The 8,520-nt window shown below is 72.1% G+C and carries 11 protein-coding genes; 4 read left to right on the top strand and 7 right to left on the bottom strand.

All coding sequences use genetic code 11. The features are described from left to right. The 3 genes from ABTZ89_RS31135 to ABTZ89_RS31125 form a co-directional block, all read right to left on the bottom strand. Positions 1-1,208, bottom strand: a 1,208-nt coding sequence (locus ABTZ89_RS31135; RefSeq protein ID WP_502949624.1) for a WXG100-like domain-containing protein, incomplete at its 3' end; no start/stop codon positions are given. 5 nt (positions 1,209-1,213) lie between these two features. Further along, positions 1,214-1,534 (bottom strand): WXG100 family type VII secretion target, encoded by a 321-nt coding sequence (locus ABTZ89_RS31130; RefSeq protein WP_351051420.1) that lies wholly within the window; start codon positions 1,532-1,534, stop codon positions 1,214-1,216. A 5-nt stretch (positions 1,535-1,539) separates the two neighbouring features. Next, entirely contained in the window at positions 1,540-1,998 is a 459-nt protein-coding gene (locus ABTZ89_RS31125; RefSeq protein WP_351051417.1) for a YbaB/EbfC family nucleoid-associated protein, read from the bottom strand. Positions 1,999-2,281: 283 nt separating this feature from the next. Here ABTZ89_RS31125 and ABTZ89_RS31120 point away from each other — a divergent pair, with 283 nt between their 5' ends. After that, positions 2,282-2,725 (top strand): MaoC family dehydratase, encoded by a 444-nt coding sequence (locus tag ABTZ89_RS31120; RefSeq protein WP_270954517.1) that lies wholly within the window; start codon positions 2,282-2,284, stop codon positions 2,723-2,725. Between the two features lie 16 nt (positions 2,726-2,741). Here the strand turns inward: ABTZ89_RS31120 and ABTZ89_RS31115 are convergent, their stop codons facing one another. From ABTZ89_RS31115 to ABTZ89_RS31100, 4 genes are all read right to left on the bottom strand, one after another. Continuing rightward, positions 2,742-3,383 carry an adenosylcobinamide amidohydrolase gene (locus ABTZ89_RS31115; protein ID WP_270954515.1) on the bottom strand — a complete coding sequence of 214 codons (642 nt, stop codon included), beginning with the start codon at positions 3,381-3,383 and terminating at the stop codon, positions 2,742-2,744. Then, positions 3,380-4,330: a hydroxymethylglutaryl-CoA lyase gene (locus ABTZ89_RS31110; protein ID WP_351051412.1), complete on the bottom strand. Its 951-nt coding sequence runs from the start codon at positions 4,328-4,330 to the stop codon at positions 3,380-3,382. Before ABTZ89_RS31110 ends, ABTZ89_RS31115 begins: the two co-directional genes overlap by 4 nt. Then, positions 4,331-4,846 carry a PH domain-containing protein gene (locus tag ABTZ89_RS31105; protein WP_270954511.1) on the bottom strand — a complete coding sequence of 172 codons (516 nt, stop codon included), beginning with the start codon at positions 4,844-4,846 and terminating at the stop codon, positions 4,331-4,333. A 78-nt stretch (positions 4,847-4,924) separates the two neighbouring features. Further along, positions 4,925-5,752 carry a biotin--[acetyl-CoA-carboxylase] ligase gene (locus ABTZ89_RS31100; protein ID WP_270954510.1) on the bottom strand — a complete coding sequence of 276 codons (828 nt, stop codon included), beginning with the start codon at positions 5,750-5,752 and terminating at the stop codon, positions 4,925-4,927. A 75-nt stretch (positions 5,753-5,827) separates the two neighbouring features. Here ABTZ89_RS31100 and ABTZ89_RS31095 point away from each other — a divergent pair, with 75 nt between their 5' ends. The 3 genes from ABTZ89_RS31095 (at position 5,828) to ABTZ89_RS31085 (ending at position 8,465) form a co-directional block, all read left to right on the top strand. Beyond that, the gene (locus tag ABTZ89_RS31095) at positions 5,828-6,148 is read left to right on the top strand and encodes a nucleotidyltransferase family protein (protein WP_270954509.1); all 321 of its coding nucleotides are present in this window, start codon (positions 5,828-5,830) and stop codon (positions 6,146-6,148) included. Then, positions 6,145-6,489, top strand: coding sequence for a HepT-like ribonuclease domain-containing protein (locus ABTZ89_RS31090; RefSeq protein WP_270954508.1), 345 nt, complete (start codon positions 6,145-6,147; stop codon positions 6,487-6,489). Before ABTZ89_RS31095 ends, ABTZ89_RS31090 begins: the two co-directional genes overlap by 4 nt. A gap of 71 nt (positions 6,490-6,560) precedes the next feature. After that, entirely contained in the window at positions 6,561-8,465 is a 1,905-nt protein-coding gene (locus ABTZ89_RS31085; protein ID WP_502949623.1) for a Xaa-Pro dipeptidyl-peptidase, read from the top strand. The last annotated feature ends 55 nt before the right edge of the window (positions 8,466-8,520 follow it).

Raw genomic sequence — 8,520 nt, 5'->3', positions numbered from 1 at the left:
GGCTCGACGAGCTGGGCGCGCACCTGGCCGAGCTCGGCCACCGGCGGATCGCCTACCTCGGCGGACCGCGCGGCCTGCGGCGAAGCCCAGGCGGAGTGCACCGCGTGCGGAGCGGTGCTGGAGGCGGGGTCGTCGCCGGGCGTCCAGCCCGGGCGGGGGGTGCTCACCGGGATCGGGCCGGTTCCGGCGTCGGCGTTGCCGGGCGCCCAGGAGCCGGGGTTGATCTTGACCGGACCGGTGTGCTCGCCGTCCGCCTGCCAGCCGGCGGCGGGCTGGGCCGCCTGCGAGATCCCGTCCTGCGCATCTGCCGCCACACCCCCGACCGTTCCGCGGCCGACGTGTCCCGCCGCGCTGCCAACATCTTCCGCAACGCCCCCGGCGACCCCGTGACCGACCCTGCCGACGTCGCCGGCAGCGCCTCCGGCGTGCTCGGCAACACCGCCGACCAAGTCACCCGCGGCGCGACCCGGACCGCCGGCAGCGCTCGCCGCGACGGAACCGACCGCATCGCCCGCAGTTCGGCCGACACCTTCAACGGCATGGCCAACGCCGTCAACGGCGCCGCCCGCGGCGTGACCGACACCTGCGACCGCACCGCCCGCGCCGGCGGCGACGCCACCTGCGGATTCCACAGTGGACGAAGCCGCGTTCAGCGCAGCACCGCCGACGTCGCCGAGCCGCGAACGGCTTCCGCCCGGTTCCACCAGCACGCCGCTGCTCGGGTCCACCGCCGAGGCCAGGGTCTTGTGCAGCTGCGCCACGTTCGCCGAGGCGCCCTGCACCGCCGAGTCCACGGCGGCGAGCGCCTGCGGGTGCCCGGCGGCCGCAGCTTGTTCGGCCGCGTCGGTCTGCTTCGCCAGCGCCACCAACTCGCGCACCATCTGGACCTTCGCCGCGCCGACCTGCTCGGCCGCGTGGTCCAGGCGGTCCGCTGCCGCGTTGCACTGCTTCACCGACGCCGGCAGCGCACCGTCGTCGGCCACGAATCCGTCCCACTCCCGGCTCGCCGCCTGCGCGGCTTCACCGTCGAAGGCCCGCAACGCGCCCTGCGCGACGCTGTCCGCGTTGCCGGCCAAGCCGTCCATCGACTTCGCGGCGTCGCGCCACGCCATCGCGGACTCGCGCATCTTGTCCTCGTCGGCCTCCGGCCACTGGGCGCCCGCGCGCGCGGCCACGTCCCGGAGTTCGGCGGGAAGTTCGATGCCCACCGCGCTCACCCCCCTCCGGCGATACGCCTGAGTTCTTCGGCGTTGGCCGCGTCGACCTGCTTCGTGGTGTCCGCGGCGGCCGCGAACTTCGATCCCATGCCGCGCAGCCGCTCCGACATCCCGCCGAGGTCGGACAGCGCCTGCTCCGCCGGGCCGCAGTGGGCCTTCGCGAAGCTCGCGCCGATCTCGTCACCGCCCCAGCAGTCGCCGGCCGACTCGACCGCCTGGCGCAGCGCGTCGGCGATCTTCTGCGCCTGGCCGGCGAGGTCTTCGAACTCGCCGGCGTGCTTGCTCAGCTGCCCGAGGTCGCTGCGGAATCCGCTCATGACCATCACGTCCGTTTCGTCGGGCTGTGCTGCAACCAGCTCGCCTCCGAGAAGTCCTCCTCCTCGGCAACATCATCGTCGATGGGCCGCGATTCGTTGCGCAGCACCGATTCCGACTCGCCGTCGGCGTGTCCGCCCAGCAGCAGTTCCGGATCGGTGTCCGCGGGCAGGACCTCGGCGAGCACGTCCGCGGCGCGCCGGGCCGCGGCCTGCGCCGCCTTCGCGCTCAGCTCGGCGATGGTCGCGGCGAGCTGGGCGGGGCGCAGCTTGTCGTAGACGTCGTTGGCCAGCAGCACCTCGCGGAGCTCTCCCCGCGCGCCGACCGCGACCTGCACGCGACCGTCGCCGGAGCTGGCGGTCTCGGCGATGGCGGCCAGCTCGCGGTGCGTTTCGGCAAGGCGTTCCCGACTGCGCTGGTAGTCCGCCATCAACTCGGCCACCTGGGCCTGGTGATCGCTCGGCACGGCCGCTCCCCTCCCCTGTCCGGTGGTCGGGCCTGTTCGCCCGTCGGACCTCGCAGCTGGCGCGGCGAAGCCCGGCTCGACACGGCAAAGCGGACGTCGGCGGCCCGTGAACCGCAGACCGCACGTCGTGGCTTGGACGTGCCCCGCAGCGCAGATGGTTCCACGTCGCCTTCACCTTTTTCCCGCCGAGCCGGGCAAGACACCGTAATGTCCGAAACCCCCGATACGGCCTGTGAGCACCGTCTCGCACGATGACGGCGACCGGCCCTGAGAGCATGGGGGCATGGCGAGGATCGCGTACGAAGACCTGACCCCAGGCCGGACTTTCGACTTGGGCGAGGTGAAGGTGGACCGGGCCGAGATGCTCGCCTTCGCCGAGCGCTTCGACCCGCAGCCGTTCCACCTCGACGAGGAGGCCGGGCGGAACTCGGTGCTCGGCGGGCTGTGCGCCTCCGGGTGGTTCACCGCGTCGCTGTGGATGCGCGGTTACGTGGACCACGTGCTGGCCGACTCGACGTCGCAGGGCTCGCCGGGCGGCAACGAGCTGGCCTGGCTGGCGCCGGTGTTCCCCGGTGACGTGCTGCAGCTGGGCATGGAGGTCAACAGCCAGCGGCGGTCGCAGAGCAAGCCGAACCTGGGCCTGGTGGAGATCACCGGCACCGCCGACCGCGACGGCGAGCGCGTGCTGCGCTTCACCTTCGTCGCGATGTTCGGCACCCGCGACTGACCGGAGCGCGAACCGGTCAGGTCCGGCCGTGGCGCGGGTTTTCGATCCGGAGACCCGCCGTCACCGCTGCGTGGACCGCGCGGGCCAGGGACGCCCCGATGCGGGAGCGGGGGCCACCGTAGAGCTCCGGCTCGCCGTCCCGGGGGCAGAGGATCGCCGTCGCGTCGGTGACCGTTCCGGTGCCCGCGACCCCCGATTCCACCAGCGCTTGGGCCTTGGCCTCCGCCACCGTGGCCACCGCGTTGACCAGCGCGGCTTCGGTGAGGCGCACCGGTGACCAGCAGACCGCGTTGATCGTGCCCGGCTTCCAGGTCCGGGCTTCTTCCGGCGCCGCCGCCCAGACCGGCGCGTTGGCGCCGGTGGTCACGCTCGCCTGCACTCCGCCGTCCACCGCGGTGACCTCGTGGCGCACGTCGACCGCGGTCATCAGGCCGATTCCGTCGCCGGGAAGCCCCAGTTCGGCGGCCATCTCACCGGCGTGGGCGGTCGGGTCGGGGTGGGCGTAGTCGGTCACCACGGTGGCGTTGAGCACCCAGTTCCGCAGGCCGATGCCGCCGCCGCGGGGCGCCGAGGAGATCGCCAGCCACGGCCGGGCGCAACGCCAGACCAGCACCGGCCGGTCCTGCACGGTGTGCAGGACCGGACTCGGTGCCGTCACGAGCTGAGCGCCTTGACCACGCGCGACGGGCTCGGACGACCCAGCTGCTCGGCCATCCAAGCGCTGGTCGCGACGAGCTTGCCGAGGTCGACGCCGTGCTTGATGCCCAGGCCGTCGAGCATCCAGACCAGGTCCTCGGTCGCGAGGTTGCCGGTCGCCGACTTCGCGTACGGGCAGCCGCCCAGACCACCGGCAGAGGAGTCCACAGTGGACACACCGAGCTGGAGGGCCGCGTAGGTGTTGGACAGCGCCTGGCCGTAGGTGTCGTGGAAGTGCACCGCCAGGCGGTCCACCCCGATGCCGGCCGCGACGAACCCGCGCAGCAGCGCCGACACGTGACCCGGCGTGGCCACGCCGATGGTGTCGCCCAGCGACAGCTGGTCGCAGCCCATCTCCAGCAGCCGCTTGCCGACCGAGACGACCTGCTCGACCGGAACGGCGCCCTCCCACGGGTCGCCGAAGCACATCGAGACGTAGCCGCGCACCGACAGGCCCTCGCCGACCGCGCGCTGCACCACCGGCTCGAACATGCCGAACTGCTCGTCCAGGCCGCGGTTGAGGTTGCGCCGGGTGAAGGTCTCGGTGGCCGACGCGAAGATCGCGATGTCGCGGACCTGCGATTCCAGCGCGCGGTCCAGGCCTCGCGCGTTCGGCACCAGCACCGGGTAGCGGACGCCGGGCACCCGCTGCAGGCCGGCCAGCAGCTCGGCGGCGTCGGCCAGCTGCGGGACCCACTCCGGCCGCACGAAGCTGGTCGCCTCCAGCACCGACAGCCCGGCGTCGGCCAGGCGGTGCAGGAACTCCAGCTTCACCTCCACCGGGACGGCCTGCTTCTCGTTCTGCAACCCGTCGCGCGGTCCGACCTCCCAGATCGTCACCGCGTCCGGCAGCTCGACCGGCTCCGGAGCGGCCACCTGCATCGGCAGACCCAGTTCACGCGCGTCCATTCAGCTCTCCCTGCGGTAGTCCCAGTCATCCCGAGGGTCGTCGTTGACCTCGCGGTAGAGCAAGGTGTGGACCTTCTCGACCTGCGGGATGTCGTCGAACTCCAGCGGCTCGTCCGAGGCGGACTCGACGACGAGCGTGCCGCAGCCCAGCATCCGGTCGACCAGACCGTGCCGGAAGCGCACCGAGTTGATCCGGGACATCGGGATGTCGATGCCGGTGCGGGTGAAGACGCCCTCGCGGACCATCAGCCGGTGCGTGGTGACCACGAAGTGGGTGGTCCGCCAGCGCACCAGCGGCGCGAGGGTGAACCAGATGACCAGGACCGCGCCGACCACCGCCAGCGCGATCCACGCAGGCAGGTGCCAGGACATGGGCGCGAGCAGCGCCGCCGCGTACGACCCGCCGCCCACCACGACGAAGAGGATCAGCACCGGGACGATCAGCATCTTCCAGTGCGGGTGCTTGTGCACGACCACGAACTCGTCCTCGCCGAGCAGGTCGTCTGGGTAGGCCACCGGGTCCCCTCCTCTAGCCGCATCGCGGATCCCCGGTCACGTTACCGCCCGCAGTCGTCCGGATGCGGCAGTCGTCGATCAAGCTCGCCGCACGTGAACGACATCACCCGCCGAGACGGCGGTCGTCCGGCCGCTGTCGGTGCGCACCACGAGCCGACCTTGGTCGTCGATGTCGGTCGCGACGCCCTGCAGCTGCTCAGCGGGCCCGAGCTCGACGCGCACCTGCTGGCCCAGGGTGCTGCACAGCCGCCGGTACCGGTCGAGCAGCCCGTTGCCCACCACGTCGCCGGATGCGGCCCGCCAGAGGTCGTCCGCCTCGGCGAACGCCGTGAGCAATGCCACTGCGAACGCTTCGCGGTCGACCTCCGCGCCTTCGGCGGCCAGCGAGGTCGCCGGGAGCCCGCCCGCGCCGCGGGGAAGTTCGTCGCGCTGCTGCAGCACGTTGATGCCCATGCCCAGGACGAGCGCCAGCCCGTCCGGCCCGGTCACCGCTTCGCCGAGGATCCCGGCCGCCTTCAGCCACTCCCCGTCACCGCCGAGGAGGAGGTCGTTCGGCCACTTCATCGAGGCGGGCACGCCGGTGGTGCGCTGGACGGTCTCGGCGAGGGCGACACCGGCGATCAGCGGCAGCCAGGCCACCGCGGAGTGCGGCACGTCGGGGCGCAGCAGGACGCTCACGAACAACCCGCGACCGCGCGGCGAGGTCCACTGGCGCTGCATCCGGCCGCGCCCGGCCTGCTGCTCCTCGGCGATCAGCACGGTCCGGTCGGCAGCGCCGCGAGCGGCGGCGGCCGCGAGGTCGGTGTTGGTCGAACCGGTCACGGTCACCACGTCGAGCGCGTTGTAGGGCCCGCCGTCGACCAACCGGGCCCGCAACCGCCCACCATCCAGCAGCACAGGAGTCACACCCCCAGCGTATTCCGCGACTGGACCGCCCTCCCCAGGAGCTGGGATGATGCGTTCCAGCAGGAGGGAGGAGCTATGACCTCGGTCGTCGACGCGCCGCACCGCCGGATCACCCTCGACGAGGTTCGCGCGCACCGCGATGAGATCTACCGGATCGCGGAGCAGTACGGCATCAGCAACATCCGGGTGTTCGGCTCCGTCGCCCGCGGTGAAGCCGACGACGACAGCGACCTGGACCTGCTGATCGACGTCGCGCGCGGCAGCAGCCTGTGGGACATGTCCGGATTCGCGCTCGACGTCGAGGAGCTGCTCAACGTCTTCACGCAGGTCGCGACTCCGAACGGCCTGAAAGAGCGGATCCGGGACAACGTGCTCGCCGAGGCGGTGCCGATTTGAAGCGGCAGACGCCGGAACGCCTGCAGGACATGCTCGACTTCGCAGAGAAGATCCAACACCGAACGCCGCGAGACCGGAAGGCGTTCGAGGCTGACGAGGTCCTCCAAACTGCATTGCTGCACTGGATCGAGAACCTCGGCGAGGCGGCCAACGGTGTTGACCGCGAGATCCAGCGAAAACACCCAGGAGTGCCGTGGCGGCAGATGATCGCCATGCGCAATCGGATCACGCACGGGTACTTCGACCTGGACCTGAACACCGTGTGGAACGTCGTCGATCGCGAAATCCCGAAGCTCCTCCCGCAGATCCGAGCGATCCTGGCCTCCGTCGAGGGCGAGTAGCGCCCGGCCCACTTTCGGCTGTGCCGGTTGGTGATCTTGGGTCGTAGGCTGCCTCCGAGATCTTCTCGGAGGTGGGCACTTTGCGGAGAAGTCGCTGGTGGGCGCTGCCGTGCGCGGCGCTGGTGCTGTCCGGGGTCGCGCCCGCCGCGGCCGCCGGGCCGGCCGCGGAGCAGGTTCGGGACGGGCGCAGCCAGCCCGTCTTCACCGCCGAACCGGTGCGCGAGACGGTGTGGGTGGAGACCGGGCTGGACGGGGACGGCGACGGCGTCGTCGACCGGGTCGCCGCGGACGTCGTCCGGCCGTCGGGCACCGACCAGCCGGTTCCGGTGATCATGGACGCCAGCCCGTACTACTCGTGCTGCGGGCGCGGCAACGAGAGCGAGCTGAAGACCTACGACGAGCAGGGCCGCCCGGTCGGCTTCCCGCTGTTCTACGACAACTACTTCGTGCCGCGCGGGTACGCGACGGTGCTGGTCGATCTGGCCGGCACCAACCGCTCCGAGGGGTGCGTGGACGTCGGCGGCCCGTCGGACATCACCTCCGCCAAGGCCGTCGTCGACTGGTTGAACGGCCGCGCGCCCGGTTTCGACGCGCCGTCGGGCGGTGGCCAGGTCGATGCGGGCTGGTCCACCGGGAACGTCGGCATGATCGGCAAGTCCTACGACGGCACGATCGCCAACGGCGTGGCCGCCACCGGGGTGGAAGGGCTGCGCACCATCGTGCCGATCGGGGCGATCAGCTCCTGGTACGACTACTACCGCTCGGACGGCGTGTCCTTCGGCTTCGACCCGGCCGGGCTGGCCCGCACCGTCGAGGAGGGCGGCCGCCCGGACTGCGGCCCGGCCAAGCAGGAGCTCACCGACGGCGCCCCGGCCAACGGCGACGTGACTCCACTGTGGACGGAACGGGACTACGCGCCGGACGCGGACAAGACCACCGCCAGCGTGTTCGCGGTGCACGGCCTCGGCGACCTCAACGTCAAGACCGTCCAGCTCGGGCAGTGGTGGGACGCGCTGGCCGCGCACGACGTGCCGCGCAAGCTGTGGTTGAGCCAGACCGGGCACGTCGACCCGTTCGACTTCCGCCGCACCGAGTGGGTCGACACCCTGCACCGCTGGTTCGACCGCTGGCTGCTGGACGTGGACAACGGGATCGACGAGGAGCCCGCCGCCAGCGTCGAGCGCGCTCCCGACGTCTGGGCCGACGAGCCGACCTGGTCCGGCGAGCTGGCCGAGAACACCGTGCTCCACCCCCGCGAAGACGGGCTCGGACCGCAGCCCCAACCGGGCGGCACCGCCTCGTTCACCGATGATCCATCGCTGGACGAGTACGACTGGGCCGCCGCCCCCGATCAGCCCTCGCCCGCCCGCGCGCTGTTCAGCACCGCTCCCCTGAGCCGTGACGTTCGAGTCGCCGGGACCGGGTCGGTCACGGTCACCGCCACGCCGAGCACGCCGACAGCCCACCTGTCCGCGATGCTCGTCGACTACGGACCGGCCACCACCCGCGACTACCTCGGGCGCGGCGAGGGCATCCGCACGCTGGAGACCGAGTCGTGCTGGGGAGAGAACCGCCCCGGCGACGACGCCTGCTACCGCGACACCGAGGCGACCACGCGCGACGTGGACTTCGAGATCATCTCGCGCGGTTGGGCCGACCTGGCCAACCACGAGTCGCTGTCGCAGGAGAAGCCGCTGGAGCCGGGCAAGCCGGTGACCATGACGTTCCGGCTGGCCACCACCGATCACGTGCTGCCCGCCGGACACCGGTTGGCGCTGATCATCGGCGGCACGGACAGCGCGTTCATCGTCGCGCCGGGCCAGCCCGGCGAGATCGGCCTGGACCTGAACGCCACCTCGGTGACGCTCCCGGTCGTCGGCGGTCTGCCCGCGGTGACCTCGGCCGGGACGGCCAAGCCGACCGTCCGCCCGGGCCACGTCCCGCCGCGGCCGGACGTCCAGCTCAACCGGGACTGACCGGAACCGGGGGGGGGGGGGGGGCGCGCCGGCCCCGGGCGGCACGGCGGCCGGT

Origin of the sequence: Saccharopolyspora sp. NPDC002686, assembly GCF_040295745.1 — a bacterium.
Lineage (GTDB): Bacteria > Actinomycetota > Actinomycetes > Mycobacteriales > Pseudonocardiaceae > Saccharopolyspora > Saccharopolyspora oryzae.
Note: the sequence above shows the minus strand (reverse complement) of the source record. Positions and strands in the feature narration are given on the sequence as shown.